At 44.4% G+C, this 252-nt stretch carries 1 pseudogene; it reads left to right on the forward strand.

Annotated features, from left to right (window positions below):
- Window positions 1-252 (forward strand): annotated as a pseudogene (locus tag SB775_RS31940) (Putrescine importer PuuP); the annotation flags it as partial.

Genomic DNA, 252 nt, shown 5'->3' on the forward strand with positions numbered 1-252 from the left:
GTGGTTAATTTCCTATCAATTTCTTGTCATCGCACTGTTTATCATTCTTTCATTCAAAGGAATTGCAGAAGGGATGGGGACGGGCACGTTTTTCTCCATGCAGCCTTTTTATAACCCGGAAGTGTCATACTCGTATGTGCTTGCAGGCTCTGCGATTTTATGCCTTTCCTTTCTCGGCTTTGATTCCGTTACAACCCTCTCCGAAGAGACGATTGATGCCAAAAAGACGATTCCCAGAGCAGTGTCCCTTAT

This window comes from Peribacillus sp. SIMBA_075 (genome assembly GCF_046534585.1).